Source organism: Streptomyces sp. NPDC058872 (assembly GCF_042743065.1).
In the GTDB taxonomy this organism is placed as follows: Bacteria; Actinomycetota; Actinomycetes; order Streptomycetales; family Streptomycetaceae; genus Streptomyces.
Genome location: NZ_JBHYMK010000047.1, coordinates 41,041 through 65,056 on the forward strand (window position 1 = coordinate 41,041; position 24,016 = coordinate 65,056).

Sequence of the window (24,016 nt, forward strand, 5' to 3'; positions counted from 1 at the left end):
CCCCGCCCGCGCCCGCCCCCCCTCACCGGCGGGGGCCGCCGCGCCCCGCGGGGCCCGCGCCCCCCACGCCCCCGCTCGATTCCCGGAGAAACCCGTAGCACCCCGCACACCCCGGCCCTCCACCTTCCTGCTCAAGCCCCGGCTCGCGACGGCCCTGCTGCGCCGCTACCTGCGCGCCTGCATCCCCGTGGGCCCCGACCATGTCCCGTCTCTGGCCGGCGCGCGCCCGGAGGCGGTCCTCGCCACGACCCGGCGGGTCGGCCACCGCCACCACCACTGACCGCCCATCGATCTGGAGGAGCATGTCCCACTCCGCCCCCTACGCCGTGCGGCTGGCCGACGAGATCGCCCGGCAACTCGGCCTGCTGACCGACCACCTCGCCCAGCTCCCGCCCCACGAAGCGGTGCAGGTCATCGCGTCCGTCCTCGACCCGGAGGACGGCCTGCTCGACGGCGTCACCGGCCTTGTGTCCGTCAGCAGCACGTTCGCGAAGGCACAGGCCGAGCGGGGCGCGCTGCCGGCCGAGGTGTGGCTCGCCCTCGGCCGGGCCGCCAACGGCCTCGATGACATCGCAGGAGACCTGGACGAACACCGCGCCGCCCTCCGGCGGGTCGGCGCCCAGCCCGCCGCAACGGCGGCGAAGCCCCCGGCGCCCGCCCCGCTCGTCATCCGGCGGCACCGATGAAGCAGACGTGGCAGGGCTGGGGGCCGGGCGAGCAGGCCGAACAGCACTACCTCGTCGAGCCCCGGGCGCTGGCGGGCGGCGGCGACGTCCGCCACGTCTCCGAGTTCCTGCGCGCCTCGGGATGGCGGGACCACTCCAAGAGCGGCGGTCCCCTGGCCATGCAGAGCCCGGACCGCACCGTCCGTATCGTCTACGACCCCTACGTCCAGCCTGGCGGATGGACCATCCACGGCGCCGCGACCGGCCGCACCGAAGAGTGGTCGGCTCACCTGGGCCGCCAGACCCCGGTGGAGATCATCGCCGGTCTCACCGACGCCATGACCCTTCCGCGCTCCGCGCACGCCCCCAACGTCTGGGCGCCGCTGCAGGAGCAGAACTGGCACACGCGGTTCGAGGGCGGGCACTACACCGCGACCAGCCCTGATGGCACCGCGTGGATGCAGTACCACCAGAGCCCCGGCGGCGAGGCGATGTGGTGGACCGGGGCGAAGGACCGCCAGGGCAACGGCTGGACCGCGAACTTCTCCCCGACCACGCCGATGCACCTGGTGGAAGCCTTCTCGGCCGAACTCTCCAACCCCGACCCCGTGATGCGCCCGCGCGGACACGTACCGCCGAGCGCGCAGATCCGCACCTGGTCGGTCTCCGTCAAGCCCTCCCAGCTCAGCGCGTGGCAGCAGGCCCGGATCACGGCCGCCCGCGCCGCCACCTGGGCCCGCAACAGCGCCAGGAGCACCCGGCCGCGCACCACCGCCCGCCCCTACACCCCCGCCGGCGGCGCCCAGACCCGCCGCTGACCCCCTTGCACGCCACCATCTTGAGGAACCCCATGCTCCCGCTCACCGCGGACACCGTCCGCACCGCGACCGAAACCCTCTCCCGCCTCACCGAATACCTGCGCGAGAACCCCGACCCGGACGAGGTGTTCGCCCTCGTCGAGCCCCTCCTGGACGAGTACACCGGCCTGCCCGTCCAGTTCGCCGACACCCTGCGCGCCCTCGCCCGCGCCCTCCAGGACCACCCAGGCGTCCCCCGCACCCTGGCCGGCGACCTTTTGATCGCCGAGCTGCGCACTGCCGCATGGGAGCAGGCCGACCAGCACTCCCTGCACGGCGTGCTCGACGGCCTGCGTGACCTGTACGGCAGTGGTGCCGGGGGCGAGCCGGGGTGCGGCCGGTGCCGCTGAGCGAGCGGCAGCTCGCCGCCTTCGCCGACAAGCACGGCGGGCAGATCCCCTTCGACACCAGTCCCCGCCACCTCGCCGGCCCCGGGGACGCCCGTCACGTCACCCATGGTCTGGCCGCCGCCGGATGGACCCGCACCTCCGACCCGCTGAGTGCCGAGATCATCCTGGCGAGCCCCGATCACCGCCACCGGCTCCAGTTCGACCCGCAGTCCGCCACCTCTGCATGGTGGCGGCTGCGGGCCGAGCCCACCGACACCTCGCCCGGTTGGTACGCCGAGTTCGGCGCGTTCGTCCCCGCCGAGGTGCTCGCCGGCCTGACCGACGCCCTCGTCGCTCCCACACCCGCCGAGCCGGTCAGCCCGCTGCCCGTACTGGAAGCCGCGGGATGGCTCATCGACGGCCGTGGTGCCGCCGACTCCTACCCGCCGGGCTGCAGAGTGGAGCGCCGCCCAGCGCACGGCCGCGGCACAGTGCCCTGGCGCGAGGCGGGCCGGGCGTCCTGGCACGTCGAAGTCCGCGACAGCCCCGACGCTTTCGTCGGCGGCCCTCGCCTGTGGCACGCCTTCCTCGACGACGCTGTTCCCGAGCACCTCGTGACCGCCTTCGTCACCGCGCTCGCCGACACCGCACCGCTGCAGCGCGGCATGTTCGACCCCACCGCCCGCCACGGCGTCGTCCAAGAACCCAGCCCGCTCACCCCGCAGCAGACGGTCGACGCGCACCTCGCCCGCGTCAAGGACCTCCGTAGCCAGGCCCGCGCCGCCCACCGGCAGACCAAGTCCCCCGTACCTCCGGCACGGGCTGCCACCACCCAGCCCGCACCTCGCCGCTGAACCGACAGGACCCCTCCCCGATTTCCTCCGCCCACCACGCCCACCGCGCTCTGCTTCGTCACCTCGACCGCTACCTGAAGGACAGCAAGAAGATCCTGGACGCCTGGGACGCCTACTCCGACGAGCACACCGACCTCGACGGCTGGCCCCACGACGACCACGCCTACGGCATACGCGCCAGCCAGCGCGACGCCCACACCGCGGCAGCGTTCGAGCCGCTCCAGGACGGCGCCCACCACCTGCTCGCCACGGCCGAGACGCAGCTGGGCCGCCTCCCGGAAAGCAAGATGCAGGGCCGCTGGGTCTACCAGTTGGGCGTCCTGCACCACGCGCTCGGCCGGCTCGACGAACTGCACGAGCAGTGGCTGCAGACCCTCAACGCCCTGCCTGCCTCCGCCAAACCCGGCACCCCCGCATACGACGACGCCCTCGCCGAGCATCACGCCGAATCGTGGAGCTACCTCGACGACTGGGCCACCCACGGCAAAGCACTCGGCGAGATCAACTCCGCAGCCCGTAAGGCCCCTTCATCCCTGGCCCCCGCACCACGCCCGACCGCCGCACCCAACCGGCACACCACGGCACGGAGATGAGCATGCCCCCCGCCCCCGAGACCGTCGAGATCGACTTCATCACCCCGCGCCACCTCGCCGGCGGCGGCGACCCCGCCTGGATCACCGTCCCCCTCCACCGCGCCTGCGGCTGGAGCCACGGCAACGACCCCCTGATGCCGCGCGTCCTGCTCTCCAGCCCCGACCAGAAGGCCCTCCTGAGACTGGAGCCCGACCCCGACGGCCAGTGGTGGACCCTGCACCACGCCGCCGAGCCGGACCGGCCCGCCTGGTACGCCAGCTTCGGCGCCCGGACCCCTGTCGAACTCATCGCGGCCGTCACCGACGCCCTCACCGGACCGCCGCCAGACGCGAGCGCACCATCCGACCCGTACGAGCCCCTCCGGCAGGACGGCTGGTCGGAGTACGGCGTCCAGGGCCTCGTATCACCTGACGAGTCGGCGTACGTCGAACGCCTGGGAACGCTGGATGCTCCCGGCGCCTGGTTCGTCACCGTCACGCTCGGCTTCGGCCAGAAGGTGTGGGAGGCGCGGTTCGGCGCGCACACCCCGTCACACCTCGTCGCCGCGTTCACCACCGCGCTCGCCGACCCGAAGCCGGTACACCGCACCGACAGCGGGCGCAGCCTGCCGACCCTCGACCCGAATCTCGTCACCCGCCGGACCACAGACGTGCTCGCCGTCCACATCGCCTCCGCCCTCGAAGACCGCGTTCAGTCCCTCGCCGCTCGCCGCGCGAGCCCGTCGGCAATCCCGAGCTCCCCTCCCTTGTCGCCGCCCAAGAGCGGTCGCCATCGCTGACCACCGGAACCGCACCGAAGGAGCACCCCTGACCACATCACCCGACGCCCACTCCCTCCTGCTCACCCGGCTGGAGACGTTCCTGGTGGAGAGCGAGGCCATCCTCACCGCCTGGGACGCCTACTCCGACGAACACTCCGATGCCGACGGCTTGCCGCTCGACGAGGTGAGCTACGGCTGGCGCATGGTCCAGCGGGACGCCGAGACCTGGCGCGCGTTCCAGCCCGTCCGGTCCTGTGCCCGCGAGCTGCTGAACATGGCTGCCTTCCAGTTCCAGCACGTCAGCGCGGGGGACGTGGCCCCCCACTGGTCGCCGCATCTGCGCGAACTGCGCCACGCTCTCGACCGCCTGGAAGCGCTGCGCGGCGAGCACGCGAAGGTGCGGGAAGCGCGGCGAGCCGCCGCGCCCCTGCCGCAGGAGGAGGTCGTCGACTCCCTGGCGGAACGCAACGAGGAGGCATGGAGTCACCTGGACACCTGGGCCGTCAAGGGGCGCGTCCTGTTCGACATCCACGCCACAGCCCTCAAGACGCCACCGCGCCCGGGACACGCAGCACCGGCTCCGGCTCGGCCCGCGAGCCCGCTGCGGCCCGGGATGTGCCGGTGAGGAAGAAGACGGTCGAGCAAGCGCTCATCACGCCCGGCTATCTGGCCGGCCCCGGCGACCCGGCGTGGGTCACGACCGCCCTGCACGCCGGCGCCGGATGGAACCCTGGCCACGACCCGCTAGCGGCCAGAGTCGTGCTGACCAGCCCGAACGGGAAGTCGATGCTCCGGCTCGAACCGGCGCTGAACGGACCGTGGTGGCACCTCTCCCACAATGACGGCCGCACGGGCTCCGTCTGGAGCGCGCATTTCGACGGCGCCACTCCCGTCGAGCTGATCGCCGCCGTCACCGACGCACTGACCCACCCGGACTACAGCGCCAGGGCGGCGGACCCCAGCGCCAGGGCGGCGGCCGACCCCTACAAGCTGCTGCACCGGGCCGGATGGGACATCGCGGCCAACAGCGACTTCCGCTCGCCGGACCGTCGTGTGCGCGGCGAGCGCCACAACTTCTCCGGCAGCACCGACTGGCACATCACGGCAACCCTCGACTGGGACGACCCCCTATGGCGAGCCCGGCTCTCCAGTTCCATGCCCCGGGTCCTCGTGAGCACGTTCCTCCAGGCCCTCGCCGACCCCGAACCGGTGATCCGCAGCCACGAGCAGACCCAGGGGCTCTCCCTGCGCCGCATCACCATGCAGTGGCGGGAAGTGCCCGCCGAGAGCGCGGCCCGCGTGCTGCCGGAGCGGATCGAGCGTCTCGCCGCCCGCCGCGCCAGCCCGCCGGCCGCACCGCCCGCAGCGCCGCCGGCCCGGCGCCGAACCCGCTGACGAACCCCGGCCCGACCCGGCCCGACCCGGCCCGCACCGCCCAAGGACCCACCGCTTGCGATCCACCCCCTCCTCCAGCTCCGACGGCTACGACGTAGCCCTGAAGTTCCTCCTCGGCGCCTTCGCCGTCGGCCTCCCCCTCGCCTCCCTCGCCTGGCTCGGCGGCAACCTCGCCGCCTGGGCAACCGGCACCGACGCCTGGGTGCCCTACCAGCCGACTGACGCCCTCCTGCACCCCGAACAGCTCTGGCCGCAGGCCGGAGAAACGTCCCTGCTCCTGGCCACCCGCATCATCCCCGTCCTGGTGACGCTGCTGCTCGCCGCCGCAGGCGGAGCCGTGTGGCTGCGCTACAAGAACCGGTCCAGCGGCCGGAAGAAGAAGGTCGACGGGATGGCCAAGGCCCGCGACATCGAACCGCTGATGGCCAAGGCCATCACCGACAAGGCCCGCTCCCTGCGTCCCAGCCTGAAGACCGCCAAGCACATCGACGCCAAGGACACCGGCATCCTGCTCGGCAACCTCCAGGGCACGCGGAGCGAGGTCCGCATGGGCTACGAGGACGTGGCCGTCGCCATCATGGCGCCCCGCTCGGGCAAGACCACCAGCCTGGCGATCCCCTCCGTCCTCAACGCGCCCGGCCCGGTCCTGCTGACCTCCAACAAGGCCGCCGGCGACGCCTACACCACGTGCTACGACGCCCGGTCCCAGGTGGGGCTGGTGTGGTCCATGGACCCGCAGCAGATCGCCCACGCCGAGCGGACGATGTGGTGGAACCCCCTCGCCGACGCCAAGACCCTGGACGGCGCCGGGCGACTCGCCGGTCACTTCCTCGCCGCCTCCGTGGACGCCAGCCAGCAGGGCGACTTCTGGTCCAAGGCCGGCAGCAACATCCTGTCGCAGCTCTTCCTGGCCGCGGCGCTCGACGAGCGGCCAATCACCGACGTGATGCAGTGGCTGGCGTTCCCCGCCGACCGCACCCCGCTCGACATCCTGCGCGACCACGGCTTCGCCGCCGTCGCCGCCCAGCTCAAGGGCACCGTGGAAGGTCCGCCCGAGACGCGTGACGGCATCTACGAGACCGCCCGCCAGTACGCCGCCGCCCTGCTCAACTCGCAGATCGCCGCGTGGGTCACCCCGCAGAAGGACGCCGCCGAGTTCCGCCCGGCCACCTTCGTCACCTCCACCGACACGCTGTTCCTGCTGTCGAAGGACGGCGGAGGAGGCGCGAGCGCTCTGATCGCCGCGTGCGCCGACAGCGTGATGCGGGCCGCGACCGCCCAGGCCGAACGCGCCGGCGGGCGTCTTGATCCGCCGATGCTCGCGATCCTCGACGAGGCCGCCAACGTGTGCAAGATCAGCGACCTGCCCGACCTGTACTCGCACCTCGGGTCCCGCGGGATCATCCCGATCACGATCCTGCAGTCCTACCGGCAGGGCCAGAAAGTGTGGGGGGACGCGGGCATGGACGCTATGTGGTCCGCCTCCACCGTCAAGGTCATCGGATCCGGCATCGACGACCCGGACTTCGCCGACAAGCTGAGCCGCCTGATCGGCGACCACGACGTCGAGACCACCTCCACCTCGCACTCGGAGTCCGGCAAGTCGACCTCCGTGTCCATGCGGCAGGAGCGGATCCTGCCCGCCGACGCGATCCGAGCCCTGCCCAAGGGCACGGCCCTGTGCTTCGCCACCGGTATGCGCGCGGCGATGCTCGACCTGCGCCCGTGGTACCTGGAGCCCGGCGCCGCCGAACTCTCCGCCGCGTCCAAGTCGGCCTCCGACGGCATCACCCAGCGGGCCGTCGCCAAGCACGCACCGCGCAAGACCGACTTCGGGACCGCAGCATGAGAGAGATCCAGCTCCCGGACGGCGCCCGGCTCAGCACCTACGTCGACGGCCCTGCACAGGCCCCCGTGACAGCCGTCCTCGTGCATGGCCTGTCGGTCACCGCTGCCCTGTGGCGCTCACACGTACCGCTCCTGCTCCACGAAGGCATGCGCGTCGTGCGCTACGACCACCGCGCGCACGGCAACTCCACCCGCGGCACCGCCGCCCTTAACCTCGACCAGCTGGCCGACGACCTCGCCCAGGTCCTCGATACGACAGCGCCACAAGGACCGCTCGTGCTCGCCGGCCATTCCATGGGAGCGATGACGGTCATGCGCCTGGTCGCACGCCACCCCCGCTTCGCGCCCCGCATTCGCGGCCTGGTGCTCATCTCGCCCCCGTACGGCGGCATCAGCACACGCACGGGCACCGGCCCTGCCCACTCCTTCCTCGCCCTGGTCCGCAACCTTCTCGTGTCCGCGTGCACGCACACGCCGTACCTGCTCGACGCCGTCCGGCGGAGCCTTCCCGCCACCAGCCGATGGGCCTTGCGTCCCCCAACCCACCCGGAGTCCGGTGCACGACCGCTGCCATGCCGACAGGGCCTGCACACCATGGCGACCGGCGACATCGCCGCCCTCTGGCACGACCTCGCCGACCAGCAGCCCGGCCCCGGGGCGCTGCGGCAGCTCGGCAACCGGGTCCACCTCCTCGCCGGAAGCCTCGACACCCACATCCCGCCCGAGCAGACCAACCGCCTTGCCGCCTGCCTGCCCAGCGCCCGCCTGGAGACCATCCCGGACGCCACCCACGCGTTGCCCCTGCGCCACGCCCAACTGGTCAGCGAGCGTATCTTCCGCTGCGCCACGTCAGCCGCTCACCTCATAGAGCGGGCACAGCAAGAGGGCCTGCAGGACAAGACAGCCCCCGCCGTTCAGGGTTCCGGACCTCGTAGCCGCCTGCCTCCGTCACTGACCGGCCCGCGAGCAGCCTGAGCGCCACGACGGCACGCGCGGCCACCTTCCACTGCCCGGCCCGGCCCCTGCAGAAAGGAACGCCCTCCATTTCCCCTACCCCTGCCGACACCGCCCTGCATCTCGCAGACGCCCTGACGTCGGTATCCATCAAGTACGCCGTCACCCGCGACGGCGTGACCAGGCTGAAGGACTCCCGCAGCCCGCGCACCTTCGACCGGGCCGGCAGCCTGTTCCTCGGCTCGCAGCGGATCACGGCCGAACTCCTCGCTGTGATCCAGACGCTTGCCGCCACCCCCTACGCGGAGCTTGCGGAAAGCCGGCCGGTACTGGCAGATCTCACCGCCACCGTGGTCGCCGCCTCGTCCGCCTCCACCCACCTGGCCATAGCCGTCGCAGCCGACCCCCTCGACGGCACCGGCGTGCCCGGTCCTCCCGACGAGGCGTTCGCTGACCTCCAGGACGCGCTGGCAGAAGCAGTCCACTGCCTCGACGTCGCCTCAGCCAACTGCACGCACGCCGCCTTCGCGGTCGCCCGCGGCTCAAGACACCTTGCCGCCGAGCCGCTGGCGTCGCGCGGCGCCGCACCGGCCTCGGTGCCCGCGGCGGGCGAGGTCTCCACCCGGCGGGGGCGGTAGGGCATGGAGCACAGCGGCACGGATCGTGTCCTCGTCTCGCCGCGGTACCTGGCCGGCGCCGGTGACCGCCTCGCCGATGTCCTCGGCCCGCTGATCCACCTGTTCGGCTGGAAGCACAGCCACGATCCCCTGTCCGGGCACGTCGCCGTGGACAGTCCCGGCGGAGACGCGCTGGTGGACTTCGCCCCGACCCGCCCCGACGGGAGCTGGTGGACGATCTCCCACCATGGCCCGTTCTGGCAGGTCACCGCGACGTGGCAGACCCCTCTGGAAGCCCTGGCCGGCATCACCCAGGTGCTGCCCCAGCTCCTGGGCGACACCCGGTACGCCTCCCGGATCCCCCTCGCCGAGCGCTCCGTCGCCGAGATCGCCGACATCAACGGATGGACCGCGCACAAAACGTCCTTCACGTCCCCCGACGGGCACTGCGTCATGCACCACGCACCCGGCGCTGCCTGGCGGGTCGAGCACTCCGTGTACGACGGGGTCGGCACCCACTGGTCCGTCCGCGCCGAGGGAGACCTCCCCGGCGCTCTCGCCGGGCAGTTCCTGTCGGTCCTCGCCTCACCCGATCCCGTCGAGCGTGCCCGGGACGACATCCCGTTCCTCGCCCGCAGCCAGGCCCGGATGACGCCGGTGGCCGGGCACAGCGGGCTCGGGGCCCAGGTCACGCACGCCCTGGGCGGACTGTTCGACACCGACGCGAAGGGCCGACGCCGATGACCTCCCCGACCGACAGCGCGGGTCACACGCCCCTCGCCGTCCCTCTCCTCGACCTCGCCGGCCACTTCACCCGCCGCCAGGACGAACTCTCCCACGTGCCCCTCTACAGCACGCTCCTTTCCAGGCTGGGCGAGCGCCTGTGCTGGCAGCTCGCGCGGTCCACCGAGCTGACCGAGCACGCACGCGGCGTCCGCGCGCTCATCGAGACCCACCATGCGATGGGGCTGGTCTACGACATGCACGCCGCCAGCCGGATCACCCAGCTGTCGTTCCTGGCGATGAACACCGGCGACCTCCTCGTTTCCGCGCTCGACCACCTCGAATCCGCCGCCCCGCGCAGCCGGGACGAGGCGGAGGCGCTGCTGCGGCAGGTGGCCGCACCCGTCCACCAGGCGCAGGCACTGACCCTCCACGCGGCTGGTGACGCGGTCGACGCCGCAGCCGCCTTCGCCCGCAGCGCCGCCCGCAACCGGCGCTCGCCCCTGGCGCCGACGGACCCCGCAGTCCGCGAGGTCCGGCTGAGCCACGCCGGGCATGCCGCCTTGGTCGCCGTGGCCCGGGGACAGGTGACCGTCAGCAGGGACGCCGGGGAAGTGTTCAGCGGCATCCCCCGCCTGTCGATCAGCACCCTCCGCTCCCTCCACACACGCGATCTGACCGAGTACCACCCCTACGCCCGGCCGTCCTCGGCCCAGCGCGTCGTGCTCTCGCCGCTCGGTCGGCTCGTCCTCGCCGACAGGCTCGGCAACCCGACCGGCCCCGCCCTGGGCACCCGCCCCGCCGCGACCGCCTCGAAATCCACCGCGCCCGTCCGCTGACCCAGGCCAACCGGCATGCCGCCCGCATCCGGGCCCACGCGAAAACCCCGGCACGGACCGCCGTTCCGGCGCTTGTGCCTCCCGGCTCCCGGCTCCCGGCTCCCGCCAACAACTCCCGACCCCCTGGTGACAGTTTGTCTGTTCTCGACATCCCCGATGTGTTCATCGGATCCACCGACGACGGACACACCTTCGTCATCCTCAACCGCCGCATCCGCGGCGCCGACCGACTGCTCCCCGAGGCCGGCTTCCACGCGCACCAGCACCGTGGCCGCACCCTCTACCTTCTGCCACCGGGCTCCGCGCAAGACGCCCAGGAGCGCGCGGGCGCCGCGATGTACGGGCTGTTGGCCCATACCTACGATCTCGTCGATCTCTCCTGGACGACCCGCTGGAGTCCCCAGAACCCGGCAGGCGACCCGGACCTGCACTTCCGGTTCGGTGACGGCACGGTCGCCGTGACCGCCTCGACCACCACCGCCCGGTTCCTTCTGGAGCAGCACGGCTTCGCCCCCACGCCAGACGGCGCGCTCTACCACCCGCGGGACGACCTGGACGAGCGCGGCCTGCTCGGCGCCGTCTCCGCTGCCGAGGCACACGCCTACGCCGACGGCCTGAGCGCCCACGTCAGCCTGGGCATCCCCACGCCGGCCGATATCCCCGCCCGTGCACGCCGCCGCTCGGCTGCCGCCGTGCCACCGAGCAAGCCCCCGGCCCAGCGCCGCCTCCTGTGACCACGCCCCTCACGCGCAGCACCGCCACCCAAGGAGCTTCCACGTCCTCCGATATCCCCACCGTGCACGATCTCGCCCGCGCTCTTGCCGACCAGCTCCACCCCGGCGCCGCTCCCCGGGACGTGACCGTCCAGTTCGGCGCCCGTCGGCAAGCCCCCGTGGAGTACCGAAGCCGCGGCCGGGGCGGACCGGTAACGGCCTACGCCCAGGCACTGCACGCCACGCTCTACGGCCTTCCCACCGACGACGAGTCGCTGCCTGCCGCGCTGGACGCGCTGTTGCAGGCCACGCACACGGCGACCGCCCCGGACCAGCAGACCGCGATCCTGCGGCAGGTCGCCGAACAGCTCCGCAACGCTGCCGAGATCGTCCAGCGCTACCAGTACCAAGCCCAGTGGGACCGACTCCCCACCGATGTCGCCGAGCAGCTCGCCGATGCTCACACCCAGGCCCGGCAGATCGCCGAAGGGCTCGACCGCGTGGCCCCCGCCTTCAGCCACCAGGCCACCACGGACGCACCCCGCAACCTGCCCCACCCGGCCGCGCCGGCCGTGTCCCGGCCCGCCGCCGCGGCCTGTGCTCCCGCCGTCAGCCGAACTCGCTGACATCCCCCACCCTCAAGGATCTTCTTGCACCCCTTCCACCTCTTCACCCTCCAGCTCGCCCACCACCTGCCCGGCACCTGGAAGACGGTCCGCCGCTGGTACCCCCGCCCCGCCGACCAGTCCCTCGACCTCTGCCGTGTCTGGACTCCCATCGACGCCCGTCCTGTGCTCGCCGGCCGTCTCCACGCCGCGACGCTGCTGGGCCCTGACGACCTGGAGCTCTACCTCATCGAGCACCGCCGGGACAAAGTTCTGACCTGCCCCGTGATCCCGTACGGACTCCACGAGGACGTCACCGACCTCAACCCCGCGCCACCGGCCGTCGCCGCTCCTCGCGATCCGGTCCGTGCCGCCTGGCGGATCACCGACCGCGTCCTGCCTCACCACACCGCCGCGCTCGCCAGCGCCCGCGAAGCCACCCGCGCCCTCAAAACCTGCCGCGCTTCCGCTCCCGCACCCCTGCCCGCCCCGGCGGCTGGCACTTTCCGAGCAATCGCTCGCTGACCGCATCCCCGCACCATCCAAGGATTCCGCCATTTCACCCTCTCCCCAGTTCCGTTCCCTTTCGCTTGGTGCCGGCGTCCAGTCCAGCACCCTGCTCGCCCTGTCCGCCGAAGGCGTTCTCCCGAAAATTGATTACGCGATTTTCGCCGACACCGGGTGGGAACCGCGCTCCGTCTATGAGCACCTCGACCGCCTCGAACGCGAGATAGCAAAGCCCGCCGACATCCCCATTCTTCGGGTGGCCTCCGGGAATATTCGTGAGGACGCCCTCAACCCCGATCACCGGTTCGCGTCTATGCCGCTCTACATCCTCAACAAGGACGGCCGACCTGGGATGACCCGGCGCCAGTGCACCGGGGAATATAAGGTGAAACCGATCAAGAAGCAGGTCCGGGACCTTCTCGGATACCCGTATCCGACTCGCGTCCCGAAGGGTGTTTTCGTCGAGCAGTGGATCGGGATATCCACCGATGAATTTCATCGCGCCAAGGACTCCGGCGTCAAGTACATGCGCAACCGGCACCCCTTGATCGACATGGGATGGTCCCGATCCGACTGCGTCCGATACCTCTCCTCGCTCAACCTCGCCGACACCCCGAAATCAAGTTGCCTCGGGTGTCCATTTCACGGAAACGCGCAGTGGCGGAAAATTCGCGACGCCTCGCCCGCGGAATGGGAGGACGTCGTCGAGTTCGACGCGGCGATCCGCAAGGGCAACGCCCGCGCCAACGCCACCGGCAACAAGCTGCTCGGTGAGGCGTTCCTGCACCGCTCCCGCGTCCCACTCGACCAGGCGCCGATCGACCACGTCACCAGGGCCGAGCGCGCCGCCCTCGACGACGTCGAAGCCGAGGCCGCCGAGCTGGGCGTGGTGAACGGCTGCTCCCCCTGGAGCTGCCGCGGCGACGTCGAGCAGGACGATTTCGGTCTCGCGTCGTGATCCCCTCGAAGGGGCTCGTGCTTGACCTGTTCGCGGGTCCTGGTGGTTGGAGCGTCCCGCTGCAGCGGTTCGGAGTTCGGGACGTCGGGCTGGAATGGGACGAATGGGCGTGCCGGACGCGGGTGGCCGCTGGCCTGCTGACGATCCGCACCGATGTGTCGATGTATCCGGTGCGGGTGTTCGCCGGCAGGGTCCAGGGGTTTATCGCCTCACCTCCGTGCCAGGCGTGGAGCAGGGCGGGCAAGCGGCTCGGATTGCTCGACCAGGACCTCGTCCACCAGGCGGTCGCGGACCTCGCCGCCGGCCTCGACACCCGGGCCAAGCTCCTGGCGTCCTGTCAGGACGAGCGCTCACTGCTCGCGGCGGAGCCGATGCGCTACCTCCATGCCCTGAGCGCCGTCGGCGAGCCGGAGTGGGTGGCGATGGAGGAGGTGCCCGACGTGCTGCCGCTGTGGAGGCAGTACGCGCAGATCCTGAGGTCCTGGGGGTTCTCCGTGTGGTGCGGCATCCTCAACTCCGCGGACTACGGCGTCCCGCAGACCCGGCGGCGGGCGATCCTGCTGGCCTCCCGCGTCCGGACCGCCGAGCCCCCGACACCGACCCATGCCCAGGTCGCAGAGCCCGAGAGCCTCTTCGGGCCGGGCCGCGCCCGCTGGGTGTCGATGGCCGAGGCCCTGGGCTGGGGAGCGACGGACCGGCCCGTCCCGACCGTCTGCGCCGGCGGCGGACCCGGCGGCGGGCCCGAGCCGTTCCCCTCCGGGTCTCGCAAGACCCTCATCGACGCCCGTGAGCGCGGCACTTGGATGCCGCGGCTGGAGGGGGTGGTCCTGCAGTCCCGCCGCGAAGGCGCAGGGTGGGCGGCACGGCACGGCACCCGTGAGAACCGTGCCGCCACCGCCCCGGCGCCGACCTTCACCTCCGAGGCGCACCGCTGGTCCTGGTCGCTGCGCAGCAACAACCAGGCCAACGCCACCGTCCGGGGGATCGACGAGCCGGCCGGGACGCTGTTCTTCGGGCACCGTGCGAACGAGTGCACCTGGGTCGCCGAGCCGGTCTCGACGCCGGCGCTGGACGAGGAGGCGTCCGCGGTGCCGGAGCCGATCCGGATTACCGCTCGCGAGGCCGGTCTCCTGCAGACCTTCCCCGGGGACTACCCGTGGGCCGGGAACAAGGGGCAGCAGTTCTCGCAGATCGGCAACGCGGTGCCGCCCTTGCTCGCCGGCCACCTCCTCGCCCCGCACCTCGGTGTCACCCTCGATCCCGACGACTTCGCCCTGGCGGCCTGATGTCCCACAGTCCCGATCCCGACGAGGACGGCCTCGACACGGTCCCGGCCCCGCACCCGGTGTTCCACGTCGAGCAAGCCCTCCTCGGCGCCCTTCTTCTCGATCCACGGCATCTCGGCGACGTGTCCGGGATTAGCGCCGACTCGTTCTCCACGGCCGCGCACGCAGCCCTGTACGCCGCGATCAGCTCCCTGCCCCCGCCTGACCCGGACGAGCACGCGAAGAACACCACGTGGCTCAACCAGGTGCTCGTCGCGGGCCGGGAGCAGGCACGCGGCCTGACCGCCTCCTACCTGCACACGCTCATCCAAGTCTGTCCCTGGCCGCGGCACGCGGCGGCCTACGCGCGGATGGTCGAGGCCGAACACGCCCGCCGCCGGCTGCGAGCCGCCGCCGAGCACCTCGTCCAGACGGTCCACGATGCCTCCCTGCCGCACCCCGTCGAGACGGTGCTCGCCGAGGCCGACGCGCTGGCCGCGGCCGTGGACGACATCGCGGGCCGCTTCCCGCCACGCGCCGGCGCCCTGCCCCACACCACGCTCGCCCCGCCGACCATCGTGCCCGACCACGTCGAAGCGGCGGAGGAGGAGCAACTGCTGCTCGCGACCGCCACCGCCTACCCCGCCGACGTCGCCTCCGTACGGTGGCTGCTGCCCGAGGACTTCACCCAGCCGCTGCATGCCGGCCTGTGGCAGTGCCTCACCACCCTCACCCGCCGCCAGGAGCCCGTCGATCCCGTCACCGTCCTATGGGAAGCCCAACAGCGCGGCCTCCTGGGGAACGCGAGCGAGCCGGGCGACGTGCTCCGCCTTCTCGCCGAACCCGCCGGATCCGTCGAGCACTGGGGCCAACTGACCCTGAAGCGCTCACTCCTGGCCACCGCAGAACACGCCGGCCGTCGGATCGAGGCGTACACCGACGACCCGAGCAACACGCCGTTCCAGCTCGTCGCCGGTGCCCGCCGGTCCCTCGCCCAGCTCGGTGCCATCCGCACCCGCTGGCAGCACGCCATCGGACGCCCGCTTCCGCAGCGGCGACAGGCACCCCCGACGCGCGCCGGCCCTCCGATCCGCCGCGCCCCCACCGCCTCGCCACCGCCTGCTCGCCCCACCGCCGCCCGGGCCGCCGCCGGCCGAACCCCGTAAATCCCGAAGGACCCCAGATGCACGCCCCCGCCGACGCCCACGTCCACTTCACCCTCCACCCGGACCACCATCCCGCCGTCATCGCCACCACGTCCGGGCCGACGAGTGACGCCGCCCGCTCCCACCTGCACGACGCCGGGTTCCGCAGCACCGGCCCGACCACGATGGTCCTGGCCCGCATCGACCGCGAGGAACCCCACTACACCGCCCAGGCGGCACAACTCCTCCAGCAGTACGGCTTCACCACCGAGATCACCCCGGCCCTCCAGGAGGAGATCGACACCGAGTGGACCTGGGGGAACTACCCCATGCCCTGGTGCACCCGCGACGAGATCCGCGAGGTCAGCGCCGAGGCCCAGCGCATCCACGACGACATCTCCGAAGGCCGCCTGATCATCCACCTGCATGCCGACGACGGCCACAACACCGTCGCCGTCGGCTCGTACAGCACGGGCGTGCGCCGGCACGTCCACCTCCACGGCGAGAACCACCTGCGGCAGGAGAACGACACCGCGTTCGCCACCGAGGCGGAGGCCGTCGCCGAGTTCCACCGGCTCTACTCCGTCGCCGTCCGCCCCGGCCCCGCACCCCTCACCGACCTCGAACAGACCGTCCGGCAACTCCTCGCGGGCACGCCCCCGGCCACCCTCATCGAGCACGCCCCCGCGCCTTCGGTCGAGCCTCCGGTCGCGGAGCCCGGTGAACACGCGGCTTTCCTCCAGAACCTGTTCGACCAGGAACGCCAGTGGGAGAGGTACCGGCCCTTCGACGAGACGACCATCGCCTCCCACGAATCCCTCACCGTACGGGCCGAGTTCGACCACGAAGCACGCCACCGCACCGACGTCGCCTGGACGATCGCCGAGTACGACGGCCCGGTCGGCGAACGCCTCTGGCACGCCACCCTCACCGCCGGCACCCCCGTCGCCCTGATCCACACGGTCCTGCACCACCTCGACGCCCCACCACTCACCACCGCCGGAGAAGCACACGACGTCCTGCGCGAGGCGGGATGGCACCCGGCGAGCCACCCCGCCCGCACCACCTGGACCGCAGCCGGCGCCATCACCTTCGAGCACACCCCGCACGCCACGACCGACCGCTGGATGCTGTACGGCGGGAACAACCTCGACCGCGCGGCGTGGACCATCCGCCTCTCCGCCGACGTTCCCCACACTCTCCTGACCCAACTCGCCAGCACCACCGCCGACCTGTTTCCGTCCCCCACACGGCCGATCCCGAGGCCGCAACCGGCGGCCATCCCCCGGCTCCCTCCGCCCGTACCCACCCGCCGTCGGTAACCAGCGCTCAAGCCTGGCCGACACTGCCGCGGCACAGAGACCACCGGCTTTGACCTGCGCCGATGCCCTGACGGCAGGGGTACACCCAGACGACCCGCTGGATTTCGACGGGACGAGAAGTTAGATTACGAGCGGGCATAAGCTGGTCTTGACGCACCCAAAAGAGCCACATAATCACCCGGTTAAATTAGCCTGCAACCCAGCCAACAACTCGGATAACCGGGTCGATAAAGGCGCAGGTTAGCAACTACGCACACGGCAGGGATTAGCAATCCGATCGCCGCAAAAGCTTGGGGCCGACGCGTACGAAAACGTCCGCGCCGACCCCTCCCGAACGGCCGTCCGGGACCGGCTACGCCCCGGTCCCGGACGGCCTCAGTCCCTCAGGAAGGGCAGCAGCTTCACGCAGCTGGCCAGAACAGAGAACACCGACGCCACGATGGCGCAGATGGCCTTCAGCTTCTGAAGCCCCTGCGACGGGCTACCTCCTGACGGACCTTCGGGCTCCCGCCCTGATGAACCACACATTGATCCACCTTCCTGTGAGGGCACGCCGGTTGCGTGCTCCAGACAGGGCGGCCCGGCACACCGAACCACCCCGTGCAGAGCACGAGCCAGACCCCCGCAAGGCGGGCGACAGCGCGCCTACAATAGCGCTTCATGAACCCTCCATGCGACCTTCGGGATAACACCGGAAAAGGTGGGCGTGGCGCGCGTACACACCACGAGGACGCCAGTCGACTTCCCTGTGTTGCTTATTTGGATTTCGCTATGTATTTGCATCCGAGGTGTCCAGTGGGGCCTTTCTCCGCTACCGTGTAGCGGTATGACGGTGCTGATCATCGGAGCCAGCGGGTTCCTCGGGTCGGAGCTGGTGCGTCAGGCGAGCGCGGCGGGCCGTGGCACGGCCGCGACGTTCAACTCCCGCCCCGGCGACGGTGGCGGCGCTGCGTGGCATCAGCTGGACCTGCGCGACTCCGTGCGCCTCGATGCGGTCCTCGACGCCGTGGCCCCGAGCACGGTGATCAACGCGTCCAGTGGCAACGCGGACTGGGCGATCAGCGCTGACAGTCCTGTCCGCCTCGCCGTGGCGGCGGCAAGCAGGGGGATCCGTCTGGTGCACGTGTCCAGCGACGCGGTTTTTTCCGGGGCCGACGTGCACTACGACGAGGCGGCACTCCCGGACCCGATCACCCCATACGGGGCGGCGAAGGCCACCGCCGAGACCGCGGTACGCCTCCTCCACCCCAACGCCGCCGTCGCCCGCACGTCGCTGATCATCGGCGACGGCGGGTCCGCGCACGAACGCCTCGTCCACGAACTCGTCGGCGGCACACGCACGGGAGCGCTGTTCACGGACGACGTCCGCTGCCCCGTTCATGTCTCCGACCTCGCGGCTGCCCTGTGGGAGCTCGCGCTCACCGAGGCGACTGGCGTCTTCCACTTGGCCGGCCCCGACGCCGTCAGCCGTTACGCCCTCGGCGGGCTCATCGCTCGACGGGACGGGCTCGATCCCGCCCTGCTGCCCGCCGGCCGCCGGGCAGACAGCCATCTGCCTGGGGCCCTTGACGTACGCCTCGACAGCCGCACTACCCGACAGCGGCTGAGCACCCGGCTCCGCGGAGTGCAAGAGTTTCTGGGGAAGAGCTGACGAGCGACAACCGTCCGAGGTCAACTGCAAGGCGCCCTGTGGGAGTCGGCACCAGGCCCCGTCGTATCTGCGATTGTGGTCCAGGCGATACCGGAAGTGGCAGCGAGCGCGAGCGGTAGCACCTCCGTGAGCTTGCCGGGCGCCGGCGTGTCGCCTTCCCCTTGCGCTCGCTCATTCATCCGCGCGGGTGACTGGGTGGCGGCCCGGACCGCCTCTCGGCCACGATGCACGAATGCAGGACGACGAACCGCTGGAGGAGTGGGCGCGTCGGCGTGCCGAGCGCCAGGCCGCCTCGAAGGGCAGGCTGCGCGCGGTGCCGCTGGGTAGTGGCCCGCGCCGTGGGGCTCATATCGACCCTGACGCGCCGAGGGCGATCGAGGAGTGGACGGGCACGGAGTGGGTGGTGGTCGGCGTCGTCGAGGACCTGGCCGCTGCCCAGGCCCTGTTGTACCCGCCGCCGCCCCAGCAGGAGAAGCCTGCCGAATGGGACCGGCCCGCGATGGGCAAGGGACGCGGTCGGCACCGGAAGCCGTCCCCTGCCGAGGAGCGAGACCAGTAGGTGCTGGCTGCCTGAGAGACCGTGGGCGGGCTCCGACGGCCGGCCCCGGTCCGGGCGAGGATGACGGCCCGCTCACGACCTGCCCGGGTGTGGCGGCGCGAGTCGGCTCACGGCGGGTGTAAAGGCGGGAGTCGTCGTCGCAAGGCGCTCGGTGTCGAGCTTGGCGTCCCAGGCTCTGGGGTACGTTCGGGCGCATGACGCTGCGTTCGGTGGATCTGCGTAGAGAGCCGGTGGAAGCCGTACTGGACCGTGTCGAGCGGTCGCTGGGGACAAGGCTGGAGCGCGAAAGTGTGGTGCGTAAGCGCCGCTCGGTGGGAGCGCGGACGGACCGCAGTACGTGGGTGCGCATCGAGCGCCGCGGGCTGGACCGGATCGGGGTCCAGGGAGGTGACGGCACCGCGTCCGCAGAGGCGCTGTCGGATGTCGCGAAGCCGGCCTGGTTTGCCGCAGTGGCGTGGCGGGACGAGACGGATCCGGTGATGTGGCGGGCGGACGAGACAGAGCTGCTGCCCGCGGCGCCGGTGGGCAACGCCGTGCTGACGAAGCAGCCTGCGCTGTCCGAGGAGTGGTGGGCCGCGTTCAACGCCTCCCTGGATGCTCTGGGTTCGCAGCACACCAACCGGATCGCGACGCCGGACACGCAGACCCTGACGCAGGAGCTTGTCGCGGAAACGATCCGCGGTGTCTTCCCGGACGTCGATACGTCCGTGGGTGAGTGGCGTCCGGCCCATGCGGACCTCAACTGGGCCAACGTAACGGCGCCGGTGTTCTGCGTGTTCGACTGGGAGGACTGGGGCATGGCCCCGCGCGGTCTGGACGCGGCGAACCTGTGGGGCACCTCCCTCGCCATCCCGTCCCTGGCCGACCGCGTGCGCAGCGAGCGGCGTGAGGACGTGGAGAGCCGGGACGGCAGGCTGATGACGCTGTTTGTCGCCGCGAAGATCCTGGGCCCGTACGCCGACCCGGACGACCCACGGCTGGGGGCCGCCCGGAAGACGGCTGAGCGCGTGGCGGGGGAGCTTCAGTCGCGTTGACGACGGGCGTGCAGGAGCCGCCGGTACTCCTGGACGACCTGGTCGTCGACCTCGTACGCCAGGGCGTCGACCAGCTCGCGCAGGTGGGTGGCGTTGTCCGTGCCGACCGCGACCGCGTCGACCGGGGGCAGCCGGAAGGCGGAGCGGTAGACCGCTTGGACCGGTGTGGCCGACTGGGAGTCCCGCAGGAAGATCCGGGGGTCGAACTTCTGCCATGCCGGCTCGCTCGTGCTGCCGCCGAAGGGGCTCATGCCCCACACCTGCACTGGTTTCCACCGCCGCACCAGGGCCTCGGCCGCTTCGAGGACATCTGCGCCCACCAGGAGACCGGCCCGGATCATGAGGACGTCAGGGCGGGGCACGTCGAGGTCCGTGAGCGGGCGCGGGTCCCAGCTCGAAACGCCCCATCCGCCGCACAGTCCCGCTCGTGCGGCGTCGGCCAGGACCTCACACGCCCGCGCCAGTGCCTCGGCGCCGGGGCGTGCGTGCTCGGGGTTGTGGAGAAGCACGGCCTGCGGTTCCCGTCCCAGATCCTTCGCGGCCCGCTCGATGGCGGCGCGCAGCCGGTCGGGGGCGAGGGAGTGTTCCCCGGGGAAGTACCCGACCTTGGTGGAGATCGAGAACTTCGGCAGGAGGTCGCCGGCCACCGCGTTCAGTGTCTCGTGGGAGCGGTGGTGGAGGTAGTTCGCGGCGGTGTCGAGGCGCGTTACGCCGAGGCCGGCGGCTGCTTCGAGTACGTCACGGGCGTGACCAGACCGGTATAGCCCGAGGACGACGTCTGCGTCAGTGGTTCGCACAGCCCCTCCGTGATCAGCAGGTCGGCCAGGGCGGTGGTGTCTGCGTCGGCGCCCTCCAGGTGGACCGGGTGACCCGACAGGAGTGCGCGAAGGCCCTCCTCCGCCCGCGCGTGGAAGGTCAGCTGCTTGCCGCCACCGCGAACCTGGACCGTGTCGCCGGACCGGGTGATGTGGGGGGCGAACTCGGTGACGGCCACGACGCCGTCGAACCGGCCGAAGGCCGCCACGTGGGGCATGTGGCGGGCGGGCGGGGTGCTGGAGCGCAGTTCGTCCAGGTACCGCTCGGGACTGTAGGAGGCGGCCAGAGTGCTGAGCCTGTCCGCCAGTCCCGTGGGGCCGGCGTCGCCGGCGCCTTCCAGGTCGCGGCGGAACGCCTCGTCGGCGCGGGCGGTGTCGGAGAGAAAGTTGACCCATGTGACACCGGTGCGTTTGGTGAACCCGAACGTCACGTGCAGTGAGTGGCCGTCGCTGCCGGAGCCGAGGCGGGTGGCGGTGTGCCAGAAACCACGGGGAATGTGCATCACGTCCCCGGCCCGCATCGTGCCCTTCCACAGCACCTCCTCGGAAGGCGTGCGGTTGCGTTCCGCGTCGCGGTACATCGGCGCCGGCCGGGACGGACCGCGGACCTCCCACGACTTCTCCCCGGACAACTGCACGGCGATGACCTCGTGATCGTCCCAATGCAGATGGAATCCGTCGGTGTCGCCGACCGCAAGGTAGGCGTTGGCCGAGGTCAGCTCACCCGACCACCAGCCCAGGGCCCGACAGGCGACTTCCAGCGTCGGGTCGAAGAAGTCCACGTGGTCCAGCACCACGGTGCCGCCCTCGTTGAGGATGTGCCCCAGGGCCGCCATATCGGCCTGACTCACCGCCTGCCTGCGCCGGTTGACATTGGTGGACAGGAACGTGGACGGGTGGACCTCCTCGCCCTCGGCATAGCAGCGCAGTTGCGGGTTGGCCAGGTGACGACGCTTGATCAGGTCCAGCAGCTTGTGCGGGGTCAGCAGGCGGGCAGGCAGGTCCGGGTCCGTGAGACGGCCACGCGCGAACGCGGCCCCCACGGAGCCCGGCCCGTCCCAGCCGAGAGCCTCCTCGATGTGGGTGACGAGCCGGTGCTCCATGGCCTCCCCTACGCCTTCGGAAGGTTCAGATCGCGGTTCTCTCCGTCATCGCCCGCGCTGTTCTGCGAGCTGGTGATGTCGGACCGTTCAGACTCGCTCCGGTCATGCGCGGTCGCCAGCTCCTCCACCGCGATCAGAAGCGCGAGACTGGTCCCCGACGTCTGCGTGGACGCCCTGTCTGCCATCGACGCTCTCCCCTCGGTTACTACCGCCCGGGTCCGGGCGAAGGAACGAGTTAACCCGCGTCCAGCAGATGCCAGTAGAGCGAAATTCGGACACACATACGAATCGCCTCTCCTTGGCTACCTCTGGCACGGTGCGGTTGGCCGGGGTGCCGCGGAACCGCTCGTTTCACTCGCGCCCGTGCGGATCCACCCCGGGGCGTAGACGGAAGCGTTTCGAGTGAACCGCCGAATACCCCAGGGCGGCTTCCGCGCCGCAGACACCCTCTTCGGCCTCGCAAACCTGGTCGGGTCAGGGTGACAGCGCCTCGCACGGTCAGAGGCGCCAGGATGCGGGGCAGGGGAACATAGCGCGTGATCGCCGGTTGGCCAAACCGGCGATCCCACAGATCATTGATGTTCCACCGCCACGCCCTGCCCCACCGTCGAAAGGCGTCTCCCGACAACCTCAGACCGCCCGCGAAGTACACACGCCACGAGGCCGGCAGTCGATCACGCCGCCGCGTAGCTCGCCCGGAACAGTTCCTGCGCCCGCTCCACGTCCCTCGGCGTACGGAGCTGGACCTCCAGGTCGCCCGTCCCGTGGTGACCGAGACCGGACACGTCCCGGGTGAATCCCGGCACGAGGTCGACGCCCTTCGGGTCGACCTTCAGGTAGACCAGGAGCTTGCTCCGCTGCGGCGGGCACACGCAGGCGAAGTTCCGCAGTCGCTGATACGCCCGGTACGTCTTGCGCTCGACGCGGTTCACACCGTCCCCGAGCCCGAGCAGCGCCTCATCGACCGCGCTCGCCAGCTCCACCATCGACGCACCCTGGACGCCGGCCGCCGCCCGAGCAACCGCCTGCCGACGCGCCCGGCGGGCCACCGGCATGCCGCCGCTCACGGACGCCACGGTCTCAAGCCCGAGCAGGTCGCTGCCGAAGAGTCGGTAGCGGACCAAGTCGATCGAGCGCCGGTGCTCGCGCACGGCATGCACGTCGTAGCGGGTGAAGTCGCCGGCGATGCAGATCAGACGCGGGCCGCTCCACAGCACCTGGGACGCGGCCGTCACCCCGAGCCGGTCGCGGACCAGGTGCTCGAACTCAGCCCGGTGGTCCATCAGCCAGCTGAGGTAGAACAGGCCCTGGTTGATCACACCCGCGTCAGTCGAACGCTTGTACTCGACGATGACCGGTGACCCGTTCTCGTCCAACCCGAGCGAGTCGATCCGGCCACCATGAACCGGCCCCGTACCGTACTCGCTCGCCAAGAACCGGACGCCCAGCAGCGTCTCCATGCTCTCCTCGACGAGACCCTGCACATCAGCCTCAACCTCAGCCAAACGCGACACGACCTCAGTCACCATGCTTTTCGTGTTAAACAGCCTCAGACCCGACACCGCCTTCTCTCCGGTTACGGGGCTGCAACAACAGACGGTGATCGAATTGTTTCCATCAGGGTCTTCGGGCTTGTGAAGATGGTGTGAGAGGCTACCTCCGGCCCGTCGGGGACGTCCGCATCCCACGACACCGCCGGGGTCCGAGAATCCCACATACGTCCCACAGCATCACGGGACGAGCGCCAGGAAGACTGCGTTTTCGCAGGTCAGCCCCCGTAGCTCAGCGGATAGAGCAGGTGCCTTCTAATACTCCAGTCTGGTTTCGCGATCTTGTGGCGACCCTGGCTGGGAACGGGTACGGCCACCGCGTGATCATCGGTTGGTGTGTGGACAAACGAAGAT

Annotated in this window: 27 protein-coding genes and 1 pseudogene; 24 read left to right on the forward strand and 4 right to left on the reverse strand. The window is 71.2% G+C overall.

Features of this window, described 5'->3' with window-relative positions; translation table 11 throughout:
* The 24 genes and pseudogenes from ACFW22_RS26135 to ACFW22_RS26250 form a co-directional block, all read left to right on the forward strand.
* Nucleotides 1–280, forward strand: a pseudogene (locus ACFW22_RS26135) (hypothetical protein); the annotation flags it as partial.
* 22 nt (nucleotides 281–302) lie between these two features.
* Nucleotides 303–686, forward strand: a complete 384-nt coding sequence (locus ACFW22_RS26140) for a hypothetical protein (RefSeq protein WP_386408934.1) — start codon at nucleotides 303–305, stop codon at nucleotides 684–686.
* Nucleotides 683–1,483, forward strand: a complete 801-nt coding sequence (locus ACFW22_RS26145) for a DUF317 domain-containing protein (RefSeq protein WP_386408936.1) — start codon at nucleotides 683–685, stop codon at nucleotides 1,481–1,483. The genes ACFW22_RS26140 and ACFW22_RS26145 overlap by 4 nt, the downstream gene beginning before the upstream one ends.
* 32 nt (nucleotides 1,484–1,515) lie before the next feature.
* Nucleotides 1,516–1,872 carry a hypothetical protein gene (locus ACFW22_RS26150; protein WP_386408938.1) on the forward strand — a complete coding sequence of 119 codons (357 nt, stop codon included), beginning with the start codon at nucleotides 1,516–1,518 and terminating at the stop codon, nucleotides 1,870–1,872.
* Nucleotides 1,863–2,705, forward strand: a complete 843-nt coding sequence (locus ACFW22_RS26155; RefSeq protein ID WP_386408940.1) for a DUF317 domain-containing protein — start codon at nucleotides 1,863–1,865, stop codon at nucleotides 2,703–2,705. Before ACFW22_RS26150 ends, ACFW22_RS26155 begins: the two co-directional genes overlap by 10 nt.
* 287 nt (nucleotides 2,706–2,992) lie before the next feature.
* On the forward strand, nucleotides 2,993–3,298 hold the full coding sequence (locus tag ACFW22_RS26160) for a hypothetical protein (protein WP_386408942.1): 306 nt from the start codon (nucleotides 2,993–2,995) through the stop codon (nucleotides 3,296–3,298).
* Between the two features lie 2 nt (nucleotides 3,299–3,300).
* A complete protein-coding gene (locus tag ACFW22_RS26165; protein ID WP_386408944.1) occupies nucleotides 3,301–4,077 on the forward strand; it encodes a DUF317 domain-containing protein in 777 nt (258 codons plus the stop codon).
* An 85-nt stretch (nucleotides 4,078–4,162) separates the two neighbouring features.
* Nucleotides 4,163–4,684: a hypothetical protein gene (locus ACFW22_RS26170; protein ID WP_386408946.1), complete on the forward strand. Its 522-nt coding sequence runs from the start codon at nucleotides 4,163–4,165 to the stop codon at nucleotides 4,682–4,684.
* The gene (locus tag ACFW22_RS26175; RefSeq protein WP_386408948.1) at nucleotides 4,681–5,454 is read left to right on the forward strand and encodes a DUF317 domain-containing protein; all 774 of its coding nucleotides are present in this window, start codon (nucleotides 4,681–4,683) and stop codon (nucleotides 5,452–5,454) included. Before ACFW22_RS26170 ends, ACFW22_RS26175 begins: the two co-directional genes overlap by 4 nt.
* Before the next feature lie 55 nt (nucleotides 5,455–5,509).
* Nucleotides 5,510–7,303 (forward strand): type IV secretory system conjugative DNA transfer family protein, encoded by a 1,794-nt coding sequence (locus ACFW22_RS26180; RefSeq protein WP_386408950.1) that lies wholly within the window; start codon nucleotides 5,510–5,512, stop codon nucleotides 7,301–7,303.
* Nucleotides 7,300–8,277: an alpha/beta fold hydrolase gene (locus tag ACFW22_RS26185; RefSeq protein ID WP_386408952.1), complete on the forward strand. Its 978-nt coding sequence runs from the start codon at nucleotides 7,300–7,302 to the stop codon at nucleotides 8,275–8,277. Before ACFW22_RS26180 ends, ACFW22_RS26185 begins: the two co-directional genes overlap by 4 nt.
* A 155-nt stretch (nucleotides 8,278–8,432) precedes the next feature.
* On the forward strand, nucleotides 8,433–8,894 hold the full coding sequence (locus ACFW22_RS26190; RefSeq protein ID WP_386408954.1) for a hypothetical protein: 462 nt from the start codon (nucleotides 8,433–8,435) through the stop codon (nucleotides 8,892–8,894).
* A 3-nt stretch (nucleotides 8,895–8,897) separates the two neighbouring features.
* A complete protein-coding gene (locus ACFW22_RS26195) occupies nucleotides 8,898–9,617 on the forward strand; it encodes a DUF317 domain-containing protein (protein ID WP_386408956.1) in 720 nt (239 codons plus the stop codon).
* Complete coding sequence (locus tag ACFW22_RS26200; RefSeq protein WP_386408958.1) at nucleotides 9,614–10,435, forward strand: hypothetical protein; 822 nt, start codon at nucleotides 9,614–9,616, stop codon at nucleotides 10,433–10,435. The genes ACFW22_RS26195 and ACFW22_RS26200 overlap by 4 nt, the downstream gene beginning before the upstream one ends.
* A 134-nt stretch (nucleotides 10,436–10,569) precedes the next feature.
* The gene (locus ACFW22_RS26205) at nucleotides 10,570–11,169 is read left to right on the forward strand and encodes a hypothetical protein (RefSeq protein ID WP_386408960.1); all 600 of its coding nucleotides are present in this window, start codon (nucleotides 10,570–10,572) and stop codon (nucleotides 11,167–11,169) included.
* A 62-nt stretch (nucleotides 11,170–11,231) separates the two neighbouring features.
* Entirely contained in the window at nucleotides 11,232–11,774 is a 543-nt protein-coding gene (locus ACFW22_RS26210) for a hypothetical protein (protein ID WP_386408962.1), read from the forward strand.
* Between the two features lie 24 nt (nucleotides 11,775–11,798).
* A complete protein-coding gene (locus tag ACFW22_RS26215) occupies nucleotides 11,799–12,278 on the forward strand; it encodes a hypothetical protein (RefSeq protein ID WP_386408964.1) in 480 nt (159 codons plus the stop codon).
* Between the two features lie 91 nt (nucleotides 12,279–12,369).
* Nucleotides 12,370–13,218, forward strand: a complete 849-nt coding sequence (locus ACFW22_RS26220) for a hypothetical protein (protein ID WP_386408998.1) — start codon at nucleotides 12,370–12,372, stop codon at nucleotides 13,216–13,218.
* A 26-nt stretch (nucleotides 13,219–13,244) separates the two neighbouring features.
* Nucleotides 13,245–14,504: a DNA cytosine methyltransferase gene (locus ACFW22_RS26225; RefSeq protein ID WP_386409000.1), complete on the forward strand. Its 1,260-nt coding sequence runs from the start codon at nucleotides 13,245–13,247 to the stop codon at nucleotides 14,502–14,504.
* Complete coding sequence (locus ACFW22_RS26230; protein WP_386408966.1) at nucleotides 14,504–15,649, forward strand: DnaB-like helicase N-terminal domain-containing protein; 1,146 nt, start codon at nucleotides 14,504–14,506, stop codon at nucleotides 15,647–15,649. The genes ACFW22_RS26225 and ACFW22_RS26230 overlap by 1 nt, the downstream gene beginning before the upstream one ends.
* A gap of 17 nt (nucleotides 15,650–15,666) precedes the next feature.
* On the forward strand, nucleotides 15,667–16,950 hold the full coding sequence (locus ACFW22_RS26235; RefSeq protein WP_386408968.1) for a DUF317 domain-containing protein: 1,284 nt from the start codon (nucleotides 15,667–15,669) through the stop codon (nucleotides 16,948–16,950).
* Between the two features lie 826 nt (nucleotides 16,951–17,776).
* Nucleotides 17,777–18,601 (forward strand): SDR family oxidoreductase, encoded by an 825-nt coding sequence (locus ACFW22_RS26240; RefSeq protein ID WP_386408970.1) that lies wholly within the window; start codon nucleotides 17,777–17,779, stop codon nucleotides 18,599–18,601.
* A gap of 232 nt (nucleotides 18,602–18,833) precedes the next feature.
* The gene (locus ACFW22_RS26245; protein WP_386408972.1) at nucleotides 18,834–19,160 is read left to right on the forward strand and encodes a DUF6087 family protein; all 327 of its coding nucleotides are present in this window, start codon (nucleotides 18,834–18,836) and stop codon (nucleotides 19,158–19,160) included.
* A 194-nt stretch (nucleotides 19,161–19,354) separates the two neighbouring features.
* Nucleotides 19,355–20,194 carry a hypothetical protein gene (locus ACFW22_RS26250; protein WP_386408974.1) on the forward strand — a complete coding sequence of 280 codons (840 nt, stop codon included), beginning with the start codon at nucleotides 19,355–19,357 and terminating at the stop codon, nucleotides 20,192–20,194.
* On the opposite strand, the gene ACFW22_RS26255 is transcribed toward ACFW22_RS26250, so the two are convergent.
* The 4 genes from ACFW22_RS26255 to ACFW22_RS26270 all read right to left on the reverse strand — a co-directional run bounded on the left by ACFW22_RS26255 (nucleotide 20,182) and on the right by ACFW22_RS26270 (nucleotide 23,674).
* Complete coding sequence (locus ACFW22_RS26255; RefSeq protein ID WP_386408976.1) at nucleotides 20,182–20,991, reverse strand: aldo/keto reductase; 810 nt, start codon at nucleotides 20,989–20,991, stop codon at nucleotides 20,182–20,184. The genes ACFW22_RS26250 and ACFW22_RS26255 overlap by 13 nt on opposite strands.
* A complete protein-coding gene (locus ACFW22_RS26260) occupies nucleotides 20,901–22,112 on the reverse strand; it encodes a JmjC domain-containing protein (protein ID WP_386408978.1) in 1,212 nt (403 codons plus the stop codon). Before ACFW22_RS26260 ends, ACFW22_RS26255 begins: the two co-directional genes overlap by 91 nt.
* Before the next feature lie 8 nt (nucleotides 22,113–22,120).
* Nucleotides 22,121–22,297, reverse strand: a complete 177-nt coding sequence (locus tag ACFW22_RS26265) for a hypothetical protein (RefSeq protein WP_386408980.1) — start codon at nucleotides 22,295–22,297, stop codon at nucleotides 22,121–22,123.
* Nucleotides 22,298–22,786: 489 nt separating this feature from the next.
* Nucleotides 22,787–23,674, reverse strand: a complete 888-nt coding sequence (locus ACFW22_RS26270; RefSeq protein WP_386408982.1) for a DUF5655 domain-containing protein — start codon at nucleotides 23,672–23,674, stop codon at nucleotides 22,787–22,789.
* Nucleotides 23,675–24,016 lie beyond the last annotated feature (342 nt).

Excerpts from the sequence above, each read along its gene's own strand:
- ACFW22_RS26230 (WP_386408966.1), top strand. The coding sequence starts at position 14,504 with ATGTCCCACAGTCCCGATCCCGACGAGGACGGCCTCGACACGGTCCCG.
- ACFW22_RS26200 (WP_386408958.1), top strand. The coding sequence starts at position 9,614 with ATGACCTCCCCGACCGACAGCGCGGGTCACACGCCCCTCGCCGTCCCT.
- ACFW22_RS26195 (WP_386408956.1), top strand. The coding sequence starts at position 8,898 with ATGGAGCACAGCGGCACGGATCGTGTCCTCGTCTCGCCGCGGTACCTG.
- ACFW22_RS26250 (WP_386408974.1), top strand. The coding sequence starts at position 19,355 with ATGACGCTGCGTTCGGTGGATCTGCGTAGAGAGCCGGTGGAAGCCGTA.
- ACFW22_RS26165 (WP_386408944.1), top strand. The coding sequence starts at position 3,301 with ATGCCCCCCGCCCCCGAGACCGTCGAGATCGACTTCATCACCCCGCGC.
- ACFW22_RS26265 (WP_386408980.1), bottom strand. The coding sequence starts at position 22,297 with ATGGCAGACAGGGCGTCCACGCAGACGTCGGGGACCAGTCTCGCGCTT.
- ACFW22_RS26185 (WP_386408952.1), top strand. The coding sequence starts at position 7,300 with ATGAGAGAGATCCAGCTCCCGGACGGCGCCCGGCTCAGCACCTACGTC.
- ACFW22_RS26245 (WP_386408972.1), top strand. The coding sequence starts at position 18,834 with ATGCAGGACGACGAACCGCTGGAGGAGTGGGCGCGTCGGCGTGCCGAG.
- ACFW22_RS26145 (WP_386408936.1), top strand. The coding sequence starts at position 683 with ATGAAGCAGACGTGGCAGGGCTGGGGGCCGGGCGAGCAGGCCGAACAG.
- ACFW22_RS26160 (WP_386408942.1), top strand. The coding sequence starts at position 2,993 with ATGCAGGGCCGCTGGGTCTACCAGTTGGGCGTCCTGCACCACGCGCTC.
- ACFW22_RS26240 (WP_386408970.1), top strand. The coding sequence starts at position 17,777 with ATGACGGTGCTGATCATCGGAGCCAGCGGGTTCCTCGGGTCGGAGCTG.
- ACFW22_RS26150 (WP_386408938.1), top strand. The coding sequence starts at position 1,516 with ATGCTCCCGCTCACCGCGGACACCGTCCGCACCGCGACCGAAACCCTC.
- ACFW22_RS26235 (WP_386408968.1), top strand. The coding sequence starts at position 15,667 with ATGCACGCCCCCGCCGACGCCCACGTCCACTTCACCCTCCACCCGGAC.
- ACFW22_RS26140 (WP_386408934.1), top strand. The coding sequence starts at position 303 with ATGTCCCACTCCGCCCCCTACGCCGTGCGGCTGGCCGACGAGATCGCC.
- ACFW22_RS26260 (WP_386408978.1), bottom strand. The coding sequence starts at position 22,112 with ATGGAGCACCGGCTCGTCACCCACATCGAGGAGGCTCTCGGCTGGGAC.